General features: G+C 66.8%; 19 protein-coding genes and 1 riboswitch. Of the genes, 10 read left to right on the forward strand and 9 right to left on the reverse strand.

The annotated features are described in order from the left end of the window. Window positions 1-9 precede the first annotated feature (9 nt). Window positions 10-93: riboswitch (S-adenosyl-L-homocysteine riboswitch) on the reverse strand. Between the two features lie 123 nt (window positions 94-216). The 3 genes from C1927_RS03745 (at window position 217) to C1927_RS03760 (ending at window position 6,261) form a co-directional block, all read left to right on the forward strand. Beyond that, a complete protein-coding gene (locus C1927_RS03745; protein WP_108745973.1) occupies window positions 217-2,727 on the forward strand; it encodes a prolyl oligopeptidase family serine peptidase in 2,511 nt (836 codons plus the stop codon). A gap of 170 nt (window positions 2,728-2,897) precedes the next feature. Next, window positions 2,898-5,609 (forward strand): phosphoenolpyruvate carboxylase, encoded by a 2,712-nt coding sequence (ppc, locus tag C1927_RS03755; protein ID WP_108745975.1) that lies wholly within the window; start codon window positions 2,898-2,900, stop codon window positions 5,607-5,609. Window positions 5,610-5,799: 190 nt separating this feature from the next. After that, the gene (locus C1927_RS03760; RefSeq protein ID WP_079220653.1) at window positions 5,800-6,261 is read left to right on the forward strand and encodes a hypothetical protein; all 462 of its coding nucleotides are present in this window, start codon (window positions 5,800-5,802) and stop codon (window positions 6,259-6,261) included. Window positions 6,262-6,343: 82 nt separating this feature from the next. Here the strand turns inward: C1927_RS03760 and C1927_RS03765 are convergent, their stop codons facing one another. From C1927_RS03765 to metK, 3 genes are all read right to left on the reverse strand, one after another. Next, entirely contained in the window at window positions 6,344-6,850 is a 507-nt protein-coding gene (locus C1927_RS03765; RefSeq protein WP_079220654.1) for an acyl-CoA thioesterase, read from the reverse strand. Window positions 6,851-6,910: 60 nt separating this feature from the next. Further along, window positions 6,911-8,107, reverse strand: a complete 1,197-nt coding sequence (locus tag C1927_RS03770) for a hypothetical protein (RefSeq protein ID WP_079220655.1) — start codon at window positions 8,105-8,107, stop codon at window positions 6,911-6,913. A gap of 202 nt (window positions 8,108-8,309) precedes the next feature. Continuing rightward, window positions 8,310-9,521, reverse strand: a complete 1,212-nt coding sequence (gene metK, locus C1927_RS03775; RefSeq protein ID WP_079220656.1) for a methionine adenosyltransferase — start codon at window positions 9,519-9,521, stop codon at window positions 8,310-8,312. Window positions 9,522-9,847: 326 nt separating this feature from the next. Here metK and C1927_RS03780 point away from each other — a divergent pair, with 326 nt between their 5' ends. The 3 genes from C1927_RS03780 to C1927_RS03790 all read left to right on the forward strand — a co-directional run bounded on the left by C1927_RS03780 (window position 9,848) and on the right by C1927_RS03790 (window position 13,608). Further along, window positions 9,848-11,557 (forward strand): lysophospholipid acyltransferase family protein, encoded by a 1,710-nt coding sequence (locus C1927_RS03780; protein ID WP_108745977.1) that lies wholly within the window; start codon window positions 9,848-9,850, stop codon window positions 11,555-11,557. Next, the gene (locus tag C1927_RS03785) at window positions 11,554-12,354 is read left to right on the forward strand and encodes a UDP-2,3-diacylglucosamine diphosphatase (protein ID WP_108745978.1); all 801 of its coding nucleotides are present in this window, start codon (window positions 11,554-11,556) and stop codon (window positions 12,352-12,354) included. The genes C1927_RS03780 and C1927_RS03785 overlap by 4 nt, the downstream gene beginning before the upstream one ends. Window positions 12,355-12,552: 198 nt before the next feature. Further along, window positions 12,553-13,608 (forward strand): metal-dependent hydrolase, encoded by a 1,056-nt coding sequence (locus C1927_RS03790; RefSeq protein WP_108745979.1) that lies wholly within the window; start codon window positions 12,553-12,555, stop codon window positions 13,606-13,608. Window positions 13,609-13,633: 25 nt separating this feature from the next. Here C1927_RS03790 and C1927_RS03795 read toward each other — a convergent pair whose 3' ends face one another. From C1927_RS03795 to C1927_RS03820, 6 genes are all read right to left on the reverse strand, one after another. Next, on the reverse strand, window positions 13,634-14,461 hold the full coding sequence (locus C1927_RS03795) for a class I SAM-dependent methyltransferase (protein ID WP_108745980.1): 828 nt from the start codon (window positions 14,459-14,461) through the stop codon (window positions 13,634-13,636). A gap of 112 nt (window positions 14,462-14,573) precedes the next feature. Next, window positions 14,574-15,569 (reverse strand): tRNA dihydrouridine synthase DusB, encoded by a 996-nt coding sequence (gene dusB / locus C1927_RS03800; RefSeq protein ID WP_108747762.1) that lies wholly within the window; start codon window positions 15,567-15,569, stop codon window positions 14,574-14,576. A 436-nt stretch (window positions 15,570-16,005) separates the two neighbouring features. Further along, window positions 16,006-17,010, reverse strand: a complete 1,005-nt coding sequence (locus tag C1927_RS03805; protein ID WP_159095293.1) for a DGQHR domain-containing protein — start codon at window positions 17,008-17,010, stop codon at window positions 16,006-16,008. Beyond that, on the reverse strand, window positions 17,007-17,570 hold the full coding sequence (locus C1927_RS03810; protein ID WP_108745982.1) for a hypothetical protein: 564 nt from the start codon (window positions 17,568-17,570) through the stop codon (window positions 17,007-17,009). Before C1927_RS03810 ends, C1927_RS03805 begins: the two co-directional genes overlap by 4 nt. Before the next feature lie 101 nt (window positions 17,571-17,671). Beyond that, on the reverse strand, window positions 17,672-18,640 hold the full coding sequence (locus C1927_RS03815; protein WP_108745983.1) for a ribokinase: 969 nt from the start codon (window positions 18,638-18,640) through the stop codon (window positions 17,672-17,674). A gap of 25 nt (window positions 18,641-18,665) precedes the next feature. Then, complete coding sequence (locus C1927_RS03820) at window positions 18,666-19,964, reverse strand: nucleoside transporter C-terminal domain-containing protein (RefSeq protein ID WP_108745984.1); 1,299 nt, start codon at window positions 19,962-19,964, stop codon at window positions 18,666-18,668. Window positions 19,965-20,155: 191 nt separating this feature from the next. Here C1927_RS03820 and C1927_RS03825 point away from each other — a divergent pair, with 191 nt between their 5' ends. The 4 genes from C1927_RS03825 (at window position 20,156) to C1927_RS03840 (ending at window position 24,433) form a co-directional block, all read left to right on the forward strand. Then, entirely contained in the window at window positions 20,156-21,127 is a 972-nt protein-coding gene (locus C1927_RS03825) for an aldo/keto reductase (protein WP_108747763.1), read from the forward strand. A gap of 167 nt (window positions 21,128-21,294) precedes the next feature. Next, window positions 21,295-21,489: a hemin uptake protein HemP gene (locus C1927_RS03830; protein ID WP_005412278.1), complete on the forward strand. Its 195-nt coding sequence runs from the start codon at window positions 21,295-21,297 to the stop codon at window positions 21,487-21,489. A 149-nt stretch (window positions 21,490-21,638) separates the two neighbouring features. Continuing rightward, a complete protein-coding gene (locus C1927_RS03835) occupies window positions 21,639-23,825 on the forward strand; it encodes a TonB-dependent hemoglobin/transferrin/lactoferrin family receptor (protein WP_301553986.1) in 2,187 nt (728 codons plus the stop codon). Between the two features lie 5 nt (window positions 23,826-23,830). Beyond that, complete coding sequence (locus C1927_RS03840; protein ID WP_108745985.1) at window positions 23,831-24,433, forward strand: Hemin transport protein; 603 nt, start codon at window positions 23,831-23,833, stop codon at window positions 24,431-24,433. Window positions 24,434-24,453 lie beyond the last annotated feature (20 nt).

Here is a 24,453-nt window from a genome sequence, read left to right on the forward strand (position 1 = left end):
GTACTCGCATCTAGCCGGGCGCCGTTGTTACAAAGCCACCTTACCGAGCCTGGCCGGGCCTCATGGGTTCCGGTCGCAGCGCCCCTCGGCAGGGGAGAACGCCCAGTATATCGCGGCCCCGGGGCGGAACCGGAGCGACCCAACCATCGGCAGATGGGGCGCGGGTCGGTGCCTGTTAAGGTCGAGGGTCTTCACGCATACAAAACAGGAAGATCGATGAGCAAGCACGCGCGCCGCAGCCGGCGCTGGACCGGCCTGGTCCTGTCCATGGCCCTGCTGGCGGTGGTCCCGCAGGCCTGGTCCGCCGACAGCCCGCAGGTGGCGGCGGCCAAGGGCGAGACCGGCTATGAACTGCCGTCGGCCGCGCTGCAGGCGGTGGTTGATGCGCCGCGTGCGCCCAGCCTGTTCCTGTCGCCGCGCCGCGACGTGGCCGCGCTGATGCAGATGCCGTCGCTGCCGTCGATCCAGGTGGTGGCCCAGCCGGAACTGAAGCTGGCCGGCATCCGCATCAACCCGCGCACGTTCTCCGACAGCCGCTTCAGCTTCGGCGAGAAGCTGTGGCTGATGAACGTGGCCGACGGCAAGGAACTGCAGATCAGCGGCCTGCCGCCGCAGCTGTCGATTGCAGGCCTGGCCTGGTCGCCCGACCAGAAGTGGCTGGCCTTCAACCAGGTCGACGCCGCCAGCGGTGCCAACGAGCTGTGGCTGGTTGATGTGGCCAGCGCCAGCGCACGCCGCGTCCGCACCGACCTGAACACCGTGTTCGGCGATGGCTACCAGTGGCTGCCCGACAGCCGCGGCCTGATCGTGATGACCCGCGTGGCCAACGCGGGCGACCCGCCGCCGGCCGATGGCATCCCCACCGGCCCGGCCGTGCAGCAGACGGGCAAGAGCACCGGCGTGGTGTCCATCCGCACCTACCAGGATCTGCTGAAGAACCAGGCCGATGCGAAGCTGTTCGACTACTACGCCAACGCCCAGCCGATGCAGGTCAGCCTGGACGGGCAGGCGCGTGCCATCGGCATGGCGGGCATCTACCTGGGCCTGAGCGTGTCGCCGGATGGCAACTACCTGCTCAGCCAGCGCGTGCAGCGCCCGTATTCGTACGTGGTGCCGGTGGGCAGCTTCCCGCGCCGCATCGAGGTGCTCGACCGCAACGGCCAGCTGGCCCACAGCGTGGCCTCGCGCCCGCTGGTGGAGGGCCTGCCGACCGGCAATGATGCCGAAGTGACCGGCGTGCGCGACATCAGCTGGCGCGCCGATGCGCCGGCCACCCTGGTCTGGGCCGAAGCGCAGGACGGTGGTGATCCGAACCGCGACGCGAAGGTGCGCGATGCGGTGTTCATGCAGGCCGCGCCGTTCGAGAAGCCGCCGGTGACCCTGGCCCAGCTGGGCAGCCGCTTTGCCGGCATCACCTGGGGCCGTGGCGACCTGGCCCTGCTCAGTGAATCGTGGTGGAAGACGCGCAACACCAAGACCTGGCGGATCGCCCCGGACGATGCGGCGCAGTCGCCGCAGCTGCTGTGGGACCGCGATGCGCAGGACCGCTACAACGATCCGGGCCGCGCCGGCGTGGTGCGCGACGTCAACGGCCGCAGCCGCCTGCAGACCACCGCCGATGGCCGCAGCATCTTCTTGTATGGGCAGGGTGCCTCGCCGGAAGGCGATCGTCCGTTCGTCGACCGCTTCGACATCGAAAGCCGCAAGGCCACCCGCCTGTTCCATTCGCAGGCGCCGGTGTATTCGGCACCGGTCGCGCTGCTGGACCAGGAAGGCGAATCGCTGTTGCTGACCCGCGAAAGCCCGGACGCGCCGAGCAACTTCTACGTGCAGTCGCTGGCGCAGGTCGATGCCGCACCGCGCGCGCTGACCCACTTCGCACACCCGCTGCCGCAGCTGAAGGGCGTGCAGAAGGAGCAGATCCGCTACAAGCGTGCCGATGGCGTGGACCTGACCGCAACGCTGCTGCTGCCGCCGGGTTACGACCCCAAGCGCGATGGCCCGCGGCCGCTGCTGATGTGGGCCTACCCGGGTGAGTTCAAGAGCGCCGCGGCCGCCAGCCAGGTGACCGACTCGCCGTACCGCTTCAACGCGATCAGCTACTGGGGGCCGCAGGCGTTCCTGGCCAAGGGCTACGTAGTGCTGGCCAGCCCGACCATGCCGATCATCGGCGAGGGCGACAAGGAGCCCAACGACACCTACATCGAACAGCTGGTGGCCAATGCACAGGCCGCCGTGGATGAAGTGGTGCGCCGTGGCGTGACCGACCGCGAGCACATCGCCATCGGTGGCCATTCCTACGGTGCGTTCATGACCGCCAACCTGCTGGCGCACACCCGCCTGTTCAAGGCCGGCATCGCCCGCAGCGGCGCCTACAACCGCACGCTCACCCCGTTCGGTTTCCAGGCCGAGGAGCGCAATTACTGGCAGGCGCAGGACGTGTACCAGAAGATGGCGCCGTTCAATTACGCCGACAGGATCAAGGATCCGATCCTCTTCATCCACGGCGTGGACGACAACAACTCCGGCACGTTCCCGCTGCAGAGCGAGCGCATGTTCGCCGCGGTGAAGGGCCTGGGCGGCACGGCACGGCTGGTGATGCTGCCGAACGAATCGCATGCCTACCGCGCACGCGAGTCGATCATGACCATGCTGGCCGAGAGCGAGCGCTGGCTGGAACAGACCATCGGCCCGGCCGAGCAGGGCAAGGCGAAGAAGAAGCGCTGACCGTACCTGGTAGTGCCGGCCGCTGGCCGGCAACCTCATGGACCCACGCAGCCTGAGGTTGCCGGCCAGCGGCCGGCACTACCAGATGAAACCATTTCTGCAACGCAGCAACGGCTTCGAACTGGGGTAGGCTTGGCGACGGATCATGCCCCGAGGTTCGTGCGTCGCCGATGAACGAGTACCGCAGCAGCATCGAATTCGCTTCCCCCGATCTTCCGCTTCGCGATGATGTGCGCCGGCTGGGCGCACTGGTCGGCGACCTGCTGGTCGAACAGGTTTCCGCCGCGTTCCTCGATGATGTCGAGGACGTGCGCACCCGCGCCATCGCGCGGCGCGAGAACCAGGCACCGCTGTCCGAGCTGGCCGATGGCCTGGCCGGGCGCACGCCGCAGCAGGCCGAAACCATGGTGCGTGCGTTCAGTACGTACTTCCAGGTAGTCAACATCGCCGAGCGCGTGCACCGCATCCGCCGCCGCCGCGACTACCAGCGTGCGGGCACTGCCGCTGCGCAGCCCGATGGCCTGCAGGATGCGCTGCAGCACCTGAAGGCGCAGGGCGTGGGCCTGGACGAGCTGGCGCAGTGGCTGCCGCGCATCGACATCGAACCGGTGTTCACCGCGCACCCCACCGAAGCGGTGCGCCGCGCGCTGCTGGAAAAAGAACAGTTGATGGTGGCCAGCCTGGTGGACAACCTGGATGGCCAGCGCACGCCGGGCGAGGCTGCTGCCGATGCCGCGCGTTTCCGCATGGCGCTCACGGCGTCGTGGCAGACCACCGATTCCTCGCCGGTGCGGCCCACGGTCGACGACGAACGCGAGCACGTTGGCTTCTACCTGGTGCAGGTGCTGTACCGGGTGATTCCGGTGCTGTACGAATCGCTGCAGCAGGCGCTGCGCGATACCTATGGCGAGGAACTGCCGCTGCCGCGCCTGCTGCGCTTCGGTACCTGGGTGGGCGGGGACATGGACGGCAACCCGAACGTGGATGCCAGCACCATCCGCAACACGCTGGATGCACAGCGGCAGGCCGTGCTGGGGCGCTACCAGAAGGAACTGCTGCAGCTGGCCAGCCTGCTCAGCCAGTCCACCGAACGGGTGGGCGTGAGCGACGCACTGCAGGCGCGCGTGGCGCACTACCAGCAGCTGCTGCCACAGGTGCAGTCGCGCCCGCGCCACGCCGACATGCCGTACCGCCTGCTCAACGACCGCATGCGCGCGCGCCTGCAGGCCACGCTGGACGATGGCGAAGGGGCTTATGCCGGCCCGGATGAACTGATCGACGACCTGCAGCTGATCCTCGACAGCCTGCGCGCCAACCGTGGCGAACACGCCGGTGGCTTCGCGGTGCAGCGCTTGCTGTGGCGGGTGAAGACCTTCGGCTTCCACCTGGCGCGGCTGGACGTGCGCCAGGAATCGAGCGTGCATGCACGTGCACTGGCCGCGGTGCTGGGCGGCGATGACGCATGGCAGGCACTGGATGCGCTGGGCCGTGCGCGCCTGCTGGGCCCGCATGCCAGTGGTGAAACTGCACTGCCCGGCAGTGATGACGAAGGCAACCAGCGCCTGGATGCGGTGTTCGCGGCGCTGGCCGATGCGCGTGCGCGGCATGGCGGGGATGCACTGGGCAGCTACATCATTTCCATGGCGCATGACCGCGGCGACGTGCTGGCGGTGCTGGCGCTGGCGCGGCGGGGTGGCTTGGTCGATGCCGATGGCGCGGTGCCGCTCGACATCGCACCGCTGTTTGAAACCGTGGATGACCTCAAGCGCGGCACTGCCACGCTGCGCGACCTGTTGGACGACCCGGTGTACCGCGCGCACCTGCGTGCACGCGACGACGTGCAGATGGTGATGCTCGGCTACTCGGACAGCAGCAAGGATGGCGGCATCGCGGCATCGCGCTGGGGCCTGCAGCGTGCGCAGGTGGAACTGCTGGAGGTGGCCGCCGAGGCTGGCATCCGCCTGACGTTCTTCCATGGCCGTGGTGGTTCGATCAGCCGTGGTGGCGGCAAGACCACCCACGCCGTGGATGCATCGCCGCGCGGCAGCATCGATGGGCGCCTGCGGGTGACCGAGCAGGGCGAGGTGATCCATCGCAAGTACGGCATCCGCGCGCTGGCGCTGCGCTCGCTGGAACAGGCCACCGGCGCGGTGCTGCGCGCCAGCCTGCGGCCACGCGCCCCCGAGCCGCGCGAGGACGACTGGCGGCCGGTGATGGATGTGGTGTCTGCGGCCAGCAGCGAGGTGTATCGTGCCTTCGTTGGGCAGCCCGGCTTCATGGACTACTTCCGCACGGCCACGCCGATCGATGTGATCGAGCGGATGACGCTGGGCTCGCGGCCGTCGCGCCGGCTGGGCCAGGACGCGGCGCTGGGCAACCTGCGCGCGATCCCCTGGGTGTTCGCCTGGAGCCAGGCGCGTGCGGTCATTCCCGGCTGGTACGGCGTGGGCAGTGGCCTGCAGGCCGCGGTCGATGCCGGCCACGAACAGACGCTGCGCGCGATGGCGCGTGACTGGCCGTTCTTCCGCACCTTCCTCGACGACATCGCGATGGTGCTGTCGAAGGGCGATATCACCATTGCCGAACAGTTCTCGCAGTTGTCCGGCGACCTGCACAGGCGCTTCTTCCCGCAGGTGCAGAAGGAGCTTGAGCTGACCCGGCACTGGCTGCTGGCGCTGATGGGCCAGCAGACGCTGCTGGACCACGACGCGCGGCTGGCGCTGTCGATCCGCCTGCGCAATCCCTACGTGGATCCGATCAGCGTGCTGCAGGTGGACCTGCTGCAGCGCTGGCGGGCCAGCGGGCGCGAGGATGACGATCTGCTGCGCGCCCTGGTGGCGTGCGTGAACGGCGTTTCGCAGGGCGTGCAGAACACCGGCTGAGATGCATCCGCCGGGCATGGCCCGGCGCTACCCAACCGGCAATTCACGGTAGCGCCGGGCCATGCCCGGCGAGCTCGAAAGGGTAGTGCCGGCCGCTGGCCGGCAACCTCATGATGTCTGGCAGCACGTGCGAGATAGCCGGCCAGCGGCCGGCACTACCGCGATATCGGTTCCGTTATCCTCTCGCCCCATGAAGCATTCCTGGCGTATCACCAAGTACTGGCAGCGGATGCCCGAGGGCTACCTCTGCTCATCGCCTGAAGAGTGGACGGACTTCGGCGATGTCGGCAAGCGGGTGAGCCTCGAGGATTACCTCGTTGTCGAGGATGCCTATCTGGACGCTATCAGGCGTTTCTGCGTCGGTATCGGTGTCGAGTCACTGAGCATCCAGTCGCTTGAACGGCGTGACTCACGCGGCTACCACGAGGGCCAGCTGCTGGATCTGGACGGCATCGAGCGGGTGGCGCGCGATGCGCTGCGCAACGTCATCTGGTGCAAGCTGGTGGGCGAGAGCGCCGAAGTTCACTTCGGGTACGACTACTACATGTTCATGGTGTCGTCGGTGGACGCGTCGGCCGCACTCGCGCAGGCCGATCCACTGTTGAACATCGAGTCTTTCCTGTCGCCCTATCTGCCCGAACAGGAAGAGTAGTGCCGGCCGCTGGCCGGCACCCTCATGATGCCTGGCAGCGCGCGAGGTTGCCGGCCAGCGGCCGGCACTACCGGGTTCGCGGTCAGTCTTCCGGCGACGGCGGGTTCGAGGCCAGCAGTTCCAGGTGCCGCTGTTCCATTTCCTGCCGCAGCTGGCGGCGGATCTGCGCGGCGGCCTGCCGGCGTTTCTCATCCGAACTGGCCGGCTGCAGCGGCGGCACCGCCGTCGGCCGGCCTTCCTCGTCCACGGCCACCATGGTGAAGAAGCAGCTGTTGGCGTGGCGCACGCTGCGCTTGAGGATGTCCTCGGCCACCACCTTGATGCCGATTTCCATCGACGAGGTGCCGGTGTAGTTCACCGAGGCCAGGAAGGTGACCAGTTCGCCCACCGCGATGGGCTGCCGGAACATCACCTGGTCCACCGACAGGGTAACCACGTAGCTGCCCGCGTAGCGGCTGGCGCAGGCGTAGGCAACCTGGTCGAGCAGGCGCAGGATGGCGCCACCGTGGACCTTGCCGGAGAAATTGGCCATGTCCGGCGACATCAGCACGGTCATGGACAGCTGGTGGGTTTTCAGTTCGGTCGACATGCGCCGATTGTATCGGGCGCGGGCCGGGCGTGCCCGGCCGCGCCCATGGCACGGGACGCGTCAGGCGGGCTGCACGCGCGTGCGCAGGTCCGCGTCGGGGAAGCCGCGGGTCAGGTAGCGCGGCGGGTGGATGTGCCGGGTATCGGCTTCCAGCAGGTGGCCGAATTCGCGCATCGCCACGTGCCACTCCACCATCTGCGTATCGCTCTCTTCCACCACCAGCGCGATGAAGTCGGTCTGCGGCAGTGAGGTTTCCACGCCTTCGGACCAGCAGCCGATGGAGATATGGTTGCTGCCGTCGACGATGAAGTTGGCCACGAACACGTCGTGCGCGTGCAGCTCATGCACCTTGTCCAGCTGTTCCTTCTGGGTGGCGTACAGCCCCGCGTGCAGCTGCAGGCGCAGGGCGCGCAGTGCCTGCTGCAGTGCTTCGCTGGCCGGGGTGAAGGGCTGCAGCTGGCCTTCCACGTAGTGATGCATGTCGCCGCTGATCACCCGGCCATCGTCCATGGCCTCGCTGGCCTGGGCAATCATCGCCTGCTGCGCTTCTTCATCACGTTCACCGGCCACCAGCAGCACGTCGCGGGTCGGCATCATGAACACCGGCGGGCCTGCCAGGGGAAGGCGGTGCAGCAGTTCGGGCAGCAGCACGCGGCTGCTGTCATAGGCATCGCTCCAGGCGGAGCGGAACAGCCCCGGGGCGATCTCGATGAAGGGCGCATCGTCCAGTGCGCGCAGGTTGTCGCGCGCGATCGCCAATGCCTGGTCGAGGGTGATGCCCCAGTCCTCGGGCAGGTCGCGGGTCTGGGTCGCGGTGTGCTGGTCGTAGTCCACGGCCAGCAGTTCCACGCATTCGCCGGTGAGCGGGCGGTACTGCAGGGACACCCGCGCGTCGAGGCCGTTTTCTTCCATCTCCTGCAGGATGATCTGGTCGAGCAGGTTGCGGTTGCGGATCACCGGGCGCAGACGGTCGCGGATCTCGGCAAACGGCAGCGGTTCCTCGTCTGCCATGCCCAGGATGCTGGTGAAACGTTCCAGCACCTCGCGCTGGCGGCCGCGTTCCACGTCCAGGTAGGCCGAGTAGGCGTTGTGCAGGTTGAAGAACGAACCGCCGTCATAGACGATGCGGAACTGATCGGCCTGGTAGTCCAGCGGCTTGTCGATGCCCAGCCGGCGCGCGGTCTGGATGACTTTCGCGGCAAATGCCTCGGGGGTGGGCTTGTCCTTGAACCAGCGGTCGAGCAGTCGGGAAATCATGCGCCATCTTCCTTGATAGAGGGCTGCATGCTGGCGTGGCAGGGACTGCTTTGCAAGACGGCTGGCGGGCTGCACTCCACAGGCCATGAAAAAGCCGGCCAGCGGCCGGCTCTACCATGAAGCAGAAGGGCCGCTTGCGCGGCCCTTCTTCAACGTGAGCCGACTAACAGTCGGCTCTACCCGTCGGCTCTACCCGCAGGCTTTACTTCAGCTTCGCATCGGCGCGCAGGGCGGCGGCGCGGTCGGTCTTCTCCCAGGAGAAGGCCGTGGCGTTGACGGTCTCGCCTTCGCCGTTGAGGTAGCTGAACTCCTTCGGCTTGCGGCCGAAGTGGCCGTAGGCCGCGGTCTGCTGGTACATCGGGTGGACCAGGTCCAGCATCTTGATGATGCCGTACGGGCGCAGGTCGAAGTGCTTGCGGATCAGCTTCTCGATCTTGTCGTCGCTGATCTTGCCGGTGCCGAAGGTGGTGACCGAGATCGAGGTCGGCTCAGCCACGCCGATGGCGTAGGAAACCTGCACTTCGCAACGATCGGCCAGGCCGGCGGCAACCACGTTCTTGGCGACGTAGCGGGCAGCGTAGGCAGCCGAACGGTCGACCTTGGACGGGTCCTTGCCGGAGAAGGCGCCACCACCGTGACGGGCCCAGCCGCCGTAGGTGTCGACGATGATCTTGCGGCCGGTCAGGCCGCAGTCGCCCACCGGGCCACCGATCTCGAACTTGCCGGTCGGGTTGATGTGGAACTTGGTGCCCTTGTGCAGCCACTTGGCCGGCAGCACCGGCTTGATGATCTCTTCGCGGACGGCCTCGATGAGGTCCTTCTGCTTGATGCCCGGGGCGTGCTGGGTCGACAGGACCACGGCGTCGATGGCCGAAACCACGCCGTTTTCATAGCGCAGGGTGACCTGGCTCTTGGCGTCCGGGCGCAGCCAGGACAGCGGCGAGTTGCGCTTCTTGCGGATCTTGGCCTGCTGTTCGACCAGGCGGTGCGACAGGTGGATCGCGGCCGGCATGAAGCTGTCGGTCTCGTTGGTGGCGTAGCCGAACATCAGGCCCTGGTCGCCAGCGCCCATTTCTTCCGGCTTCTTGCGGTCCACGCCCTGGGCGATATGCGGCGACTGCTTGCCGATCAGGTTCAGCACGCCGCAGGTGGCGCCGTCGAAGCCGACGTCGGAGCTGTCGTAGCCGATGTCCGTGATGACCTTGCGGGTCAGCGCTTCCAGGTCGATCCAGGCGCTGGTGGTGATTTCACCGGCCACGATGGCAACACCGGTCTTGACCATGGTCTCGCAGGCCACGCGGGCGCGCTGGTCCTGGGTCAGGATCGCGTCCAGCACCGCATCGGAGATCTGGTCGGCAACCTTGTCCGGATGGCCTTCGGAGACCGACTCGGAGGTGAAGAGATAGCTGGACATCAGGCGGTATATCCCTTGATTCGGATGGAAAGATGGGCGCGCATCATACACGGGGTGCGCCGCCTGTGCATTGTGAACCCGTATGGGTTGCCGGTGGTTAAGGTGTTGTGCCCACCGCGACAAGGCCTGGCGGGCCCTGGGGGGCCATGGTGCGCAGGCAGTGTTCCACTGGCGTGACCATTGCCGGGTGGGCGCCGGGCCCCGGCGGGCCCATCCGGGCGCCCGGCCGGGGCCGTCATCGTTCTGCCGCCAAACCGCCATCTGCCTGCCGCGTGGCGGGCGCAGGCTCTCGGCCAATCCGGCCGCCGGGCATCAGTGACCACGCCATGCAGGAACTCGAGCAGCGCTTGCAGCAACGTTTCCCCGATTGGTTCCACGGCCCCCGTGGGCGGCTGGCGCGGCCCCTGTTGCGCAGCGTCGGCCGCTGGTCGCGGCTGGACCGGGTGGAGGCCTTCCTGCAGCGCAGCGCCAACCTGCGCGGCTTCGATTTCGTCGCCGCCGGGCTGGAGTTCCTCGAAAGCGACTACCAGGTCGATGCGCGGGATCTGGCCCGTATCCCGGCCACCGGCCGCCTGCTGATCGTGGCCAACCATCCCTCCGGCGCGCTGGACGCACTGGCCCTGCTGGACGCGGTCGGCCGGGTGCGGCGCGACGTCCGCATCGTCGCCAACGATCTGCTGGGCGCCATCGGCCCCCTGCAGGATCTGCTGCTGCCGGTGCGCATCCTCGGCGGCAAGGTCCAGCGTGGCAGCCTGCACGCGGTGGAACAGGCGCTGGACGCCGAGCAGTGCGTCATCGTGTTCCCGGCCGGCGAGGTGTCCCGGTTGTCGCTGCAGGGCATCCGCGATGGGCGCTGGCAGCGCGGCTTCGTGCGTTTCGCCCGCGCGGCCGCTGCACCGGTGCTGCCGGTGCGGGTGGAGGCACGCAACTCGGCGCTGTTCTACGGCGCCTCGACCCTGTTCAAGCCGGCCGGCACCGCCCTGCTGGCCCGTGAGATGTTCGCCCGCCGCGGGCGCCCGCTGCGCCTGCGCATCGGCCAGCCGATGCAGCTGGGCCAGGGCGACCCCGGCGCGCAGCTGCTGGCCGTGCGCCGGGCGCTGTACGCGCTGGGCCCGGCCGACAGCAGCGCCGGCAGCGTGCCGGCCGGCCCCGAGCCGCTGGCTGCCCCGGTGCCGCCGGCGCAGGTGGCCGCCGATATCGCCCGGGCCACCGTGCTGGGCCAGACCGGCGACGGCAAGCAGATCCTGCTGGCCAGCTGCACGGCCGATTCGGCCCTGCTGCGCGAACTGGGCCGGCTGCGCGAGCTGACCTTCCGCCAGGTGGGCGAGGGCACTGGCCGCAGCCGCGACTTGGACGACTACGACCTGCAGTACCAGCACATCGTGATCTGGGACGGCAGCGCGCAGCGCATCGCCGGTGCCTACCGCATCATGCGCGGCGCGCAGGCACTGGCCCGCCGTGGCCTGGCCGGTCTCTACAGCGCCTCGCTGTTCCGCTATTCCGACGATGCCATCACCCGCATCGCCGAAGGCCTGGAACTGGGCCGCAGCTTCGTGGCGCCCGATTACTGGGGCAGCCGCAGCCTGGATTACCTGTGGCAGGGCATCGGCGCCTACCTGCAGTGCCAGCCGGGCATCCGCTACCTGTTCGGCGCGGTGTCGATCAGTGCCGCGCTGCCGCGCGAAGCACGCGAACAGCTGGTGGCCTACTACCAGCGCTATTACGGCGGCCGCAGCGGCCTGGTCGAATCCAACCAGCCGTTCCAGTACTTCGCTGCACCGCCCAGCTTCGGTGAACTCGATGCCGGCGCCGCCTTCGACGTGCTCAAAGCCAATCTGGCCGCGCTCGGCACCGGCATACCGACGCTGTACCGGCAGTACACCGACCTGTGCGAACCCGGTGGCGCGCGCTTCCTCGCTTTTGGCGTCGACCCGGATTTCAGCGATTCGATCGATGGCCTGATCGAAGTGGACCTGCAGGCGATCCGGCCGCACAAGCGCAAACGCTACCTGCGCGACGCGGGGATGCCGGCATGAGCGCGCTGGCGAACCTGTCGCCGCACCGGCGCGCAGTGTTCGTCTCCGATGTGCACCTCGGGTCGCGCCACTGCCATGCGGCCGAGCTGGCCACCTTCCTCGGCCAGCTGCGCTGCGAGCGCCTGTACCTGGTGGGCGACATCATCGACCTGTGGTGGATGGCGCACCGCCGCGCCAACTGGCGCGCCTCGCACAGCGAGGTCATCCAGGCGCTGCATGCACTGCGTCGCGCCGGCACCGAGATCATCTACATTCCCGGCAACCACGATGCCTCGCTGCGCCATGTCTGCGGGCTGATGCTGCCGGCGATGCAGGTGCGCCGCCGTGCCATCCACGTGACGGCGGACGGGCGCCGGCTGCTGGTGGCGCACGGCGACGACTACGATGGCGTGACCCACTTCGGTGGCCTGCAGGAACGCTTCGGTGACTGGCTGTACTACCGCATCCTCACCGGAAACCAGGCGTTGAACGCGGTGCGGCGCCGGCTGGGCATGCGCTACTGGTCGCTGTCCGAGTTCCTGAAGAAGCGCAGCGGCACCGCCGAGCGCTACATCGAACGCTTCGTCCAGGCCGGCCTGGAGGACGTGCGCCGGCGTGGGCTGGACGGCATCATCTGCGGCCACATCCACCGCGCGGCGCTGGTCGAGCGCGATGGCCTGGTCTATGCCAACGATGGCGACTGGGTGGAAAGCCTGACCGCCCTGGCCGAAGACCACGACGGCGCGCTGCGGCTGCTGGACCACCACGGCCAGACCCTGGTGGAACTGCCCGGCGCGCGCATGGCGCAGGCGGCGTGATGCCCGCGCGGTTGTGTGGCGGGCGGGTTCTGTAGAGTCGACTGTTAGTCGACTGCTCCTGCCTTCCGCCCGCGCCATGCACGGCAGTCGACTGACAGTCGACTAACAGTCGACTCTACCAACCGTCGACTCTACCAACAGCCGACCCCACCAACAGTCGCCTCCACAAAACCGCGGCCGTCGCGCTAGCATCGGCCCATGGACTCGTTGACCCAGATCGTTCTCGGTGGTGCCGTCGCTGCCGCCATCGCTCCGCCCGGCCACCGCCGCGCGGCCCTGCTGGCCGGTGCCGCGCTCGGCACGCTGCCCGACCTTGATGCCCTGTGGCTGGGCTTCGCCGCGGCCGATCCGGTGGCCAACATGGTCGACCACCGCAGCTTCAGCCATTCGCTGCTGGTGCTGCCGTGGGTGGCGGCACTGATCTGGTGGCTGTTCAAGCGCTTCGGCAACGGCCGCGTGGCGCAGGCGCCGGTCCGCTGGTTCTGGGCCATCCAGCTGGCGCTGGTCACCCATCCGCTGCTGGACGCGTTCACCGTCTACGGCACCCAGCTGTGGTGGCCGCTGCGGCCGCATCCGACGATGGGCTCCAGCGTCTTCATCATCGACCCGGCCTACACCGTGTGGCTGCTGCTGGGCTGCGTGGTGGCCTGGTTCGCGCGTGCGCGGCCGTGGGCGGGCAAGGTGCTCGGGGTATCGCTGCTGGTCAGCACCGCCTACCTGGGCTGGGGCCTGGTGGCCAAGGCACAGGTCGACCGCGCCGCGCAGCAGAGCCTGGCCGCCATGGGCCTGGGCGATGCACCGCGCTTCTCGGTGCCGATGCCGTTCAACACGCTGCTGTGGCGGGTGGTGGCGATGACACCCAGTGGTTACGTGGTGGGTGACCGTTCGCTGGTGGCCGACCAGGGGCCGATGCGGTTTGAAGGCTACCCGTCCAACGTGCAGGCGCTGCGCGAAGCCTCCGCGATCCCGGCGGTGCAGCGGCTGCAGTGGTTCAACCGCGGCTTCATGCGTGCGCAGGTGGTGGATGGCCAGCTGGTGCTGAGCGACCTGCGCATGGGCCTGGAACCGGACTACACCTTCAATTTCGCGGTGGCCGAGCAGGTGGACGGGCAGTGGCGGGCGATCGTGCCGCAGCAGCAGCGCATGGACTACAGCAGCCCCGCCGCGCGCGCCGACGCCGGGCAGCGGCTGGCCGCGATGTGGCAGCGGATCTGGCAGGCGCCGCCGACAGCGACCCTGCACATCGATCCGTGAACCCGCGCCGCGCGCGGGCCGCGCCTCAATACACCGTCGCGCGGCCCTGCACGAACGAATAGAAGAACACCGCGTTCGGATCGTTCTGCACCAGGCGGAACTCGCGGCGCATGCCGTCCACGGTCTCCTCGTCCACGGCGCCGGCCTGCAGCAGCTGGTCGGCGGCCGACAGCAGCAGCTGCTCCCAGAACGCGATCATGGTCTTGCGGCGTGCCGGTTCGCGGTTGTCCAGGTGGATGGTCTTGATTTCGGTATGCACGTCGCGGAAGCCGCCGGCCAGCAGCAGGTTGCCCAGCTTGGCGCCGACGAACGGGTCGCCACCGTGGTCGTGCTGGAAATCATTGAAGGCCATCCAGTAGCGCCAGATGTGCGGCGAGTACGGGTCCAGCAGGAACGAGGCGTTCATCACCTCGGTGATGTAGACCGGCGAACCCGGGGCCAGCACGCGGCGCACTTCGCTCAGCACGCGGGCGGGGGAGGGCACGTGTTCCAGCACCCAGCACAGGAACGCCGAATCGAAGCTGCGGGCCTCGAACGGCAGCTCGCCGGCATCGGCCTGCTGCAGGGTGTAGCGGTCGCTGCACCACGGGGTGCGCGCCAGGTTCTCGCGCGCCGTGGCCAGCTGCGCCTCGCTCAGGTCCACGCCGGTCACGTGCAGCTCGGGGAAGCGGCGCAGCAGGATCCCGGTCTGCGCGCCGACGCCGCTGCCGACTTCCAGCAGGTGGCGCGCACCGGTGTAGTCGATCTGGCTGAAGATGCTCGATTCCAGCAGGCGTGCCTGGGTCATCAGGCGCTGCTGTTCGGTACCGGAAAAGCCGTGCAGGTAGGTCGGGGAAGAGATCGGCGGCGTCATGGTGGCGGACTCTTGGGGCGTCGAGCAGGATCGATGGGAAGGGTGCGTAGAGTCGAGCAAGCTCGACTCTACGGATCAAGGCAGTCGGGCAGGTTACGAGGTGGCCGGTCGGTCAGGCGGCCGAAGGCATCGCCGGTTCCCCGGCGATCAGGCGGTTGAAGTACTCGCTGGTCAGCGCGATCTGGCTGGCCGGGTCCTCGGCGCGGTTGACCACCGCGCGGAAGGCAGCGTTCTCTGGGCGGTCCTTGGCGTACCAGCCCAGGTGCTTGCGGGCGATGCGCACGCCCTGCGGTTCACCATAGAAGGCATGCAGCGCGTGCAGGTGGCCCAGCAGGATGTCGCGCACTTCCTCCAGCGACGGCGGCGGCAGTTCCTGGCCGGTGGCCAGGTAGTGCGCCACCTCGCGGAAGATCCACGGCCGGCCCTGCGCGGAACGGCCGATCATCACCGCGTCCACGCCGGTCTGCTGCAGCACGTGGGCAGCCTTCTGCGGCGAATCGATATCGCCGTTGGCGATGACCGGGATGCGCAGCGCGGCCTTGATCTCGCCGATCGTGGCGTACTCGGCCTGGCCGGTGTAATGCTGGTCGCGGGTCCGGCCATGCACGGCCAGCGCGGCGATGCCGCTGTCCTCGGCGATGCGCGCGATCACCGGCCCGTTGCGGTGGTCGCAGTCCCAGCCGGTGCGGATCTTCAGCGTGACCGGTACGTCCACCGCGTTGACCACGGCTTCAAGGATGCGCGCCACCAGCTGCTCGTCGCGCATCAGCGCCGAACCGGCCCAGGCGTTGCACACCTTCTTGGCCGGGCAGCCCATGTTGATGTCGATGATCTGCGCGCCATGGTCGACGTTGTAGCGCGCGGCCTCGGCCAGCTGCTGCGGCTCGGTGCCGGCAATCTGCACGCTGATCGGCGCCGGCTCGCCCTCGTGGTCCATGCGATGGATCGACTTGCGCGTGGTCCAGAAGCGCGGGTCGCTGATGGTCATTTCCGAGGCGGCCAGACCCGCACCCAGCCGTTTGCACAGCAGGCGGAAGGGCTTGTCGGTGACGCCGGCCATGGGCGCCAGCACGACGTTGGGGGCAATGGTGTACGGGCCGATCTGCATGCGCCCATTGTAGGCCGCCGGGCGCGGCGCGAAGGTGCCGGCAGGGGCCCTGTTCAGGCCAATCTGGACCGACCTCATGCCACACCGGCATCAGCAGATGCTTGATGGTCGGTTCCGCCGCCCCCACGGCCGGGTCATGGTGGGCGGCTGGGTGTGGCCTGGGAACGAAAAACCCCGGGCATTAGCCCGCCCGGGGTTCCCATCCACGCATGGCGCGGATCACGTTATCCCGCACGGCGTGGATCTCTACACGTCGGCGGGGGTGAAGCGCGCCATGGTCTCTGCGGCGCCTTCCTTTTCTGTGGAACGGACAGCGAATTGGTTGGGGAAACGCACGTGGCCGGCGAGCGGGGCCTCCCGCGCCTGAGCCATCGAGTGGGCCAAGGAGCCGTTGTCAAGTGCGCGTCGGCAGCCGCTTGTAGTCGCTTATCGAAGCCTAGCTGAGCCCCGCAGCGTGCAGAATTCGTTTTCTGATCTCTATCATCGCCGAGTTGCCCACGCCTGCTGGAGGGCGTGGATCGTGTGCAAAAAAATTTGACATTATGGTGTAAAAATATTTTTCGCTCAGATCCTCGCGGTCTTGGCCTTGTTTTGATATTTGGCCAAGAGCTTGAATAAATCCGCCAAATCCAGTTGTCTTGAAGAAGTAGTCCCTCGGGTAGGCTGTTGGTTCATTGTCTTGTGCCTTTGATATTGCATTGAAGGCATTTAGTACCACCTTTCTGATTACCCAATCTTCATTGCTTTCGAAGTACTCTCGGAATATTCCGGACTGATCTGTTATTAGCTTGGATACCGAGTCCACGAAAGCTGCTTGAGACAGTGTTTCGCGATCGTCATTCCTCTTTCCAAGCATCTTTATACGTCTGAAGAATGGAGATGACTGATCTTCGTTGAGTGATTTGACGATCTCATGGCAAGTCTTGCCAATGCTCCTCCCGGGCGCGAGCGAGAAGAGGTCGTACATCAGCGATTTTGACACCTGCTTTTGCGTGCTGTTAATTGTGGAAAAGATCGTAGCTTGCGCGTAGGGATCAATGTCAAAAACAAACACAAGTAGCAGGTCAAAGCTCTCGATAACTGATGGGCTGGAGTTTCGGAGTCCTAGGATGCGATGCTGGCCATCCAGGATATGCCCTACAGAGCCTCCTTCACGCAACATTGTGAGGCTGCCATCGGTTACTGAGATGTCTTCACTGTTCGCAGCGACTACCACGGGTGTCGGCAAAACGGCTGAGGGTGATATCAAGTAGTTTTTGATATCAGAAATTCGCCGTGGATCCTCTTCGCGTTGGATTCCGTTAATTCCGTCTGCACTGCGGCGTCGGATTTCCAGTCTATAAATGATGTCTTTTGCAGGTATCGAGCATGCGTAAAACACAGCTCCAGGTTGAGCATAGGTGACGCAAGGATAGGTGCGCGCGTTCGCTTCCGTACTCACAGTGCCACCTTTCTGATCCTGTCTGCAGCGGATTGCTCGGTCATGTCAATGGCAGCTTCTTCCATTTGTCTAATCACCTCCTGTGCGCTGCCGGCCTGATACTCAATTGCCCACAGAATGAAAGCTAGAAGAAGTGAGCAGCAATAGACAGTCCAGTGAACCCATCGTTGGAGCGGCGTATTGAACGATTGCTGCATCAAAAGCGTTGACGCAAGTATTACGCCCCACAAGCAAAAGAAGATTGCGAGCAGCACGACGATAGACTTTTTCTCTCTACCCGATCTCAATTCGTGAATCGAGTTGTATTCCTTCACGATGAAGTAGGTTGCGCCCGCCAGAATTGCGGTCGAACAGAGGATCAGCTCGCCGTTGCCTGCCCTTTTGTCCAGGGCAATGCAGAGGGAGCCGCCGTTCCAAATTTCAGCAGCTATGACCAGTACTGGGCCAAGTTGCCCCACGAAAACAACAATGAACAAGAACCAGAGGAAGTTCAGTAACAGGCGACCCCAGCCGCCAAATGACTGGCCTTTAGCTACGAGCACTTTCCATTGCTCTTTCATATGAACGCTCTAGTTATTGTTTAATGGTCCAGTGCCAGTGCCAGTGCTCGCAATTCTAAGTTTGGCTGGGCGAGCTTTTCTAGCAGAAATTGCTTTGTGGCCTAGCGGATGCCTTCAGCGTCGGCCGGGGTGAAGCGCGGCATCGCCGCAGCGGCGCCTTCCTTTTCGGTGGAACGGCCGGCGAACTGGTTGGCGAAACGCACGTGGCGGGCGAACGGCGCGTCCGGCACCTGGGCGATCGAGGCCGCCAGGGCGCCGTTGAAGGCATCACCGGCACCGGTGGTGTCGATCGCCTGCACCTGTTCGGCACCCACGCGGTAGTACGGCTGGGTGTCGCCACGCAGGTTCTCGTCGGCGTGCGAAACGAACACGCCCACCGCACCCAGGGTGACCACCACGGTGCCGTTGCCGACCAGCTTGCGGCACAGCGCGTGCAGGCTGGCGCCGTCCAGCGCGGCCACGTCGTCGGCATCCACGCGCTCACCGACATGGCGGCCGAGCAGGGAGGCGAACTCGGTCTCGTTCGGGGTCAGCACATCGGCCAGCTTCAGCAGGCCGATGCTGGACGGCGCGTCGGCCGGGGCGGCGTTCAGCACGGTGGTGACACCGGCTTCGCGCGCTGCTGCCAGGGCCGCTTCAATCGTCTGCACCGGCGATTCCAGCTGCACCAGCACCACCTTGGCACCGGCCAGCAGGGCCTGCTGCTGCTCCAGGAACCCGGTGCTCAGCGCGGCGTTGGCGCCCGGGCCGATGACGATGGTGTTGCGGCCACGGGCATCGACGTAGATGCCGGCGGTGCCGGTCGGCTCGCTGCTGGCCTCGGCGATCAGCGCGAAGCCGTCCTGCGCGGCCAGGTCACGCGCCGTCGCGCCACCGGCGTCATCGCCCAGCGCGCACACGAACGTCGTCTCGGCGCCGGCACGGCAGGCGGCCACGGCCTGGTTGAAGCCCTTGCCACCCGGGCCGGTGCTGTAGCGGCCGGCAATGGTCGCGCCCGGCGCCGGCAGCGCTTCGCACCGCCACACGTGATCGACATTGAAGGAACCGACGACAACGACACTGCTGCTCATAGGGGATGTCTTCTCAAACAAGGGTTCAACTGAAGTGCGTCAGCACGCCGGCGATGGTGGCCGTCATGAAGGTGGCAATGGTACCGCCCAGCACGGCGCGCAGGCCGAACTTGGCCAGGTCGTGGCGACGTTCCGGGGCCAGGCCACCGATGCCGCCGATCTGGATGGCGATCGAGCTGAAGTTGGCGAAGCCGCACAGGGCGTAGGTCGCGATCAGGCGGCCTTCGTCGGACAGCGACACGCCGGCGACCTGGCCGTTCACGATCTGCGACAGCTCGGTGTAGGCCACGAATTCGTTGATGACGACCTTCTGGCCGATCAGCGAACCGACGGTGGTGGCATCGGCCCACGGGGTGCCGATGACCCAGGCGATCGGGGCCAGCACGTAGCCGAAGATGGTCGACAGGTTGGTCGGCTTGCCGATGGCGGCGGCCAGGCCGGTGACATCACCGATCCAGGTCAGCGGGGCGTTCAGCAGGGCGATCAGGGCGATGAAGGCCAGCAGCATCGCGCCGATGTTCAGCGCCAGCTTCAGGCCGTCACCGGCGCCGGCCGCAGCCGCGTCGATGATGTTGCTGGAGGTCTTCTCCACTTCCATCTTCACCGTGCCGCGGGTGAGCGGGGTGCCGGTTTCCGGGATCAGCAGCTTGGCCACGACCAGGGTGGCCGGGGCCGCCATGATGCTGGCAGCCAGCAGATGCTTGGCATAGAAGGCCTGCTGCACCGGGTCACCGCCGCCCAGCATGCCCACGTAGGCCGCCAGCACGCCGCCGGCGATGTGGGCCATGCCGCCGATCATCATGGTCAGCAGCTCGGACTGGGTCATCCTGGCGATGTACGGGCGCACGGTCAGCGGCGCCTCGGTCTGGCCGATGAAGACGCTGGCGCAGACGCTGGTGGTTTCCGCACCCGACACGCGCATCACCTTGGTGATCGACCACGCCATCACGCGGACGATGCCCTGCATGACGTTCAGGTGGTACATCACGCCCATCAGCGCCGAGAAGAAGATGATGGTCGGCAGCACCTGGAAGGCGAAGATGAAGCCGTAGTTCTTGGTGTCCATCAACGAGCCGAAGATGAAGCCCGAGCCCTCGTTGACGAAGCTGAGGATCTTGACGAAGCCCTTGCCCAGGGCATCGAACACGTCGCGCCCGCCGGGCACCAGGATCACCAGCGCCGCGAAGGCGATCTGCAGGGTGATGCCGGTGATGACCAGCTTCCAGTCCACCGCGCGCTTGTTATTGGAAAACAGCCAGGTGATGCCGATCAGCACCGCCAACCCGAAAAGGCCGAAGCCGATCCTGCCCAAACCTTCGACCATGAGAGCTCCCCCCGGGGGCGCGCGAAAAACGGGAAGCCTAGTGCAGGGCCGGGGCTGGGGCAAGGAAAAGCAGCGTGCGCGAGCCCATCGGCAGCGAACAAGCCAGCAACGGCAAGGGGTTGCCGCCGCCGGGGCCGGGTAGAATGGGGTTCGATCCCGGCCCGTATGCGGGCCTGCAACAGGAGAATCGCATGCTCTATCGTCGCCTCGGCTCTACCGGCCTGCCGGTGTCCGCCCTGTCCTTCGGCGCCTGGGTGACCTTCGGCGACCAGGTGCCGCGTGACGAGGCCCGCAACCTGATCGCTGCCGCCTGGGATCACGGCATCAACTTCTTCGACAACGCCGAGGGCTATGCCAACGGCCGCGCCGAGCAGGTGATGGGCGATGTGATTGCCGACCTGCGCCTGCCGCGCGACGGCTACTGCGTGTCCAGCAAGGTGTTCTTCGGCAGCGCCAAGGACCCGCGCCCGACCCAGCGCGGCCTGTCGCGCAAGCATGTGACCGACGCCTGCCATGCCGCGCTCAAGCGCCTGCGCGTGGACTATCTGGACCTTTATTACTGCCACCGCCCGGATCCGGACGCGCCGATCGCCGAGACCGTGCATGCCATGGACACCCTGGTCCGGCAGGGCAAGGTGCTGTACTGGGGCACCTCCGAGTGGTCGGCCACGCAGATCGAGGAAGCGGTGGACATCGCCGCCCGCCACAACTGGCAGGCACCGTCGATGGAACAGCCGCAGTACAACCTGCTGCACCGCGAGCGGGTGGAAGTGGAATACGCCCCGCTGTACGCCAGCGCCGGGCTGGGCACCACCATCTTCTCGCCGCTGGCCTCGGGCCTGCTCAGTGGCAAGTATGACCAGGGCATTCCGGCCGACGCACGGCTTGGCCGCGAGGGCATGGGTTGGCTGCAGGACCTGGTGCTGGGCCAGAACGCAGCCGTGCGCCTGGCCCAGGTGCGCCGCTTCAGCGAAGTCGCCGCCGAGCTGGGCCATGCCCCGGCCAGCCTCGCCATCGCCTGGTGCCTGCGTAATCCCAATGTCTCCAGCGTGATCCTTGGCGCCAGCCGGGTCAGCCAGCTGCTGCAGAACCTGCAGGCGCTGGACGTGCTGCAGCAGGTGGACGATGCCGGCTGGGCGCGGGTGGAAGCGGTCTTCGCCTGACCACCACGGCGCGCGGATCGGTCCGTCGATCCGCGCCTTCCATTGATGAGATCTATCGAAATCGTGAATTCGATCATAAATCCCATCAATGGAAGTGAGAATGGTTGTTGATTGTCAACTGAGAATCATTATCATCTAACTCGTCCCTCGCACGAGTCCAGATGCTCATGAATGCTCAACCTGTACTGCTGCGCCCCGAAACGCTGACCCTGCGCGACCGCCCGGTGCGTGTCGTTCCGCCGGAAGAAGTGATCGACAGCGAAGCCCTGCTGAAGGGCCGCCGCGAAATCCTGATCCAGCACGGCGACCGTTTCTACCGGCTGCGCCACACCAGCAACGACAAGCTGATCCTGACCAAGTAACGCGGTCTGGTCGCCCGCCTCCCTCCCTCCTGCCGGCAGCGCCGGCAGGGTGGGCGACCCGTCCGCTCCCGCTCTCTCCCCCTCGGCTGTCCGTGCACGCCTGGCGTGCCGGTGGCCGGGGGCTCCCCCTGCCTGATCGATCACCGCCGATGACCCGCCCGACTGCCCTGTCCGTTGCCCTGTGGATGGCCTTGCCGCTGTCCGCCCATGCTGCTGCCGATGCCGCGCCCGAAGCGCGCGAATTTGATCGGGTGCAGGTCACCGCCACCCGCACCGAACGTGCGGTCAGCGACGTGGCCGCCACCGTCGATGTGATCGACCGCGAGCAGATGGACCGGCAGCTGGTGCACGACATCAAGGACCTGATCCGCTACGAACCCGGTCTGTCGGCCGGCCGCAGCGCCACCCGCTTCGGCCTGGGCAGCATCCGCATCCGTGGCCTGGACGGCAACCGCGTGCGCATCCAGACCGATGGCATCGCCATGCCGACCAGCTTCAACATCGGCTCGTTCTCCAACGCCAACCGCAACTTCACCGATCTGGACACGCTCAAGCGCGTGGAGATCGTGCGCGGGCCGGCCAGTTCCCTGTACGGCTCGGATGCCCTCGGCGGCGTGGTGGCCTTCGTCACCAAAGACCCGGCCGACTACCTGAAGGACGGCAAGGGCAGCTACGCCGGCCTGAAGTTCGGCTATGACGGCGAGTGGAAGGGCCTGCTGGGCGGCGTCACCGGTGCCTGGGGCGGCGAACACTGGAGCGGCATGGTCAACATCAACCATCGCCAGGGCCAGGAAACCGGCAACCAGGGTGACATCCGCAGCCTCGACAACACCCGCACCGCCGCCAACCCGCAGGATCGCGACGGTCGCAGCGGCCTGGCCAAGCTGGTGTATGCGCCCAGCGAAGACCAGCGTTTCCGGCTGACCGTGGAAGGCAACGAAGACAACACCGATACCAACGTGTTTTCTTCCATCGACCACACCACCACGACCAGCATGAAGGCGCGCGACACGCAGAACCGCACGCGGGTGTCCTTCGCCCATGAAATGGATGCGCTGGACAAGGGCTTCGCCGACAGCCTGCATTGGCAGCTGTACACCCAGCACAGCGAAACCACCCAGATCACCGATGAAGGCCGCGCCAACCGCAGCCGCCGTCATCGCGAGTTCAACTTCGACCAGCGTGCGTGGGGCCTGCAGGCGCAGTTCAACAAGGCGTTCAGCACCGGCAGCGTCGAACACGCGCTGACCTACGGCTTGGACGGCGCGCGCACCGACATCCGCCAGAAGCGCGACGGTTACCAGATGCTGGCCAACGGCCAGGTCACCAGCACGCTGCTGCCGGATGTATTCCCGGTACGCGATTTCCCGATCAGCAAGACCACCGAGCTGGGCCTGTACGCGCAGGATGAAATGCGCCTGGCCGACGGCAGGCTCTCGCTGGTGCCCGGCGTGCGCGTGGACCGCTACGAACTGAAGCCGGAAGTGGACAGCATCTTCGCCGAAGACAATCCCGGCGTACCCGTGTCCAAGCTGAGCAAGACCAGCGTGTCGCCGAAGTTCGGCCTGGTCTACCGCTTCACCGATGCGTGGTCGCTGTTTGCCGGCTATTCGCGCGGCTTCCGCTCGCCGCCGTACAACGACGTCAATCTCGGCTTCACCAACTTCGCCTTCGGCTACACCGCCATTCCCAACCCGGACCTCAAGCCGGAAACCAGTGATGGCGTGGAGCTGGGCCTGCGGTTCGTCGCGCCGGTGGCGTATGTCAGCCTCAGCGGCTACTACAACGACTACAAGGATTTCATCGAGTCGCAGTCGCTGGTCGGCACCAACGACCAGGGCCTGATGGTGTTCCAGTCGCGCAACATCGCCGACGCGCGCATCTACGGTGCCGAACTGAAGGCCGGCGTGGATTTCGGCCAGGTCAGCCCGGCGCTGCAGGGCTGGGCACTGCGCAGTGCAGTGGCCTGGTCGCGCGGTGACAACAAGACCGAAGACACGCCGCTGGATTCCATCGACCCGCTGCGCGGCACCGTCGGCCTGATGTACGACACCGACACCTGGGGCGTCGAACTGGCCGGCACCTTCGTCAAGCGCAAGGACCGCGTTGCAACCGCGACCGCCTACCGCCCGGCCGGCTACGGCGTGGCTGACCTGATGGCGCACTGGAACTTCGCGCCGGGTGCCACCGTCAACGTCGGTGTGTTCAACCTGGGTGACAAACGCTACATCGACTGGTCCAACGTGGGTTCGACCCTGTCGGCCAGCAGCACCGTCCTGGACCGCTATACCAGCCCCGGCCGCACCCTGTCGGCCAGCCTTGCCGTTTCCTGGTGAATCCCATGAGCCGAGCCCTGTCTGCACGTCGCCTGTCGTCCTTCCTGCCGCACCACGCGCTGCAGGCCTGGCCCACGCCGGCGCAGCTGGCCGCGCTGGGCACCGTGCTGTGCCTGTACCACGCTGACAGCAGCGAACTGGGCGGTTGGCGCCAGGCCGTTTCGGTGCACGCCTGCCAGGGCGTGGACAGTGAAGGGGTGCGCGAAAGCCTGTGTTTCCTCGACGGCCGCGGCCGCTGCGTGTGGCGGCTGTACCTGCTGCCGGACAGCGATTTCCTGGCGTGGGACCGGCTGGTGGCGTCGCTGCCGCCGGGCCCGGAACATGATGCCGAAGGCAGCGTCGGCGAGCGCCTGTGGCGGCGCCTGGCCGGCCACCTCGGGGGCCAGCGTTGGCGCCTGTGCGCGCTGCGCCTGCATGCCGCCGACGAAGGCCGCACCCTGGCCGCCAGCCTGTCCACGCTGTCCTCGCTGGGCGCCGCGACGGCGCGCCGCATCGCGCGGCTGGAAGGTGCCGAGGGCGAGCTGTCCATCGATGACTGCTGCTGCGCCGATGCCGCGCGCAGGCCCGCAGCCCGCATTCCGGGCGAGCTGCCGCTGGTGCGCCTGTAACCCGAACCTGAAGGATCGAA

This window comes from Stenotrophomonas sp. ZAC14D1_NAIMI4_1 (assembly GCF_003086775.1).
GTDB lineage: Bacteria > Pseudomonadota > Gammaproteobacteria > Xanthomonadales > Xanthomonadaceae > Stenotrophomonas.